The sequence below is a fragment of the Variovorax sp. VRV01 genome, assembly GCF_014852545.1.
Lineage (GTDB): Bacteria > Pseudomonadota > Gammaproteobacteria > Burkholderiales > Burkholderiaceae_C > Variovorax > Variovorax beijingensis_A.
In genome coordinates, this window is sequence record NZ_JACVBS010000068.1 from 1 (window position 1) to 464 (window position 464).

Annotated in this window: 1 protein-coding gene; it reads right to left on the minus strand. The window is 69.4% G+C overall.

Annotation, left to right across the window (positions count from 1 at the left end; translation table 11 throughout):
• Window positions 1-464, minus strand: a 464-nt coding sequence (locus IB278_RS33630; RefSeq protein WP_192328875.1) for a type VI secretion system Vgr family protein, incomplete at both ends; no start/stop codon positions are given.

Below are 464 nucleotides of genomic sequence, written 5' to 3' on the forward strand. Positions count from 1 at the left end.
TCCAGCCCGCCGGTCATGCCGGCCTTCTCGTGCGGGTGGTAGCGCACGGCCTCGCCGCCGGGCAAGGGGGCATGGGCGCTGGCGATGTCGTCGGCGAAGACCAGCACGTGCTGCCCGGCCTCGTGGCGAAACCAGTAGTAGATGCCTTCGTGCTCGCACAGGCGCGAGACGAAGTCGAAGTCGCTCTCGTGGTACTGCACGCAGTAGGTCCAGGGGCGGTAGCTGCGGTGGAGCTTCTGCTCCATCGGGTGGCCGTAGCGGCCCAGCACGGCCGCAACGATCTCGGGCACGGTCTGGTCCTGGAAGATGCGGAAGTCGGAGCGGCGCGTGGCCAGCCAGAGCCAGGGGCGCAGCCGCATCTCGTAGAAGGCCTGGCGGTCGTCTTCGTGCGACAGGCCGAAGCGGGTGACAAGGCCGGCGAGGTAGCGCGGGGCGCCGCTCTCGGTTTCCATCACGACGGTGGC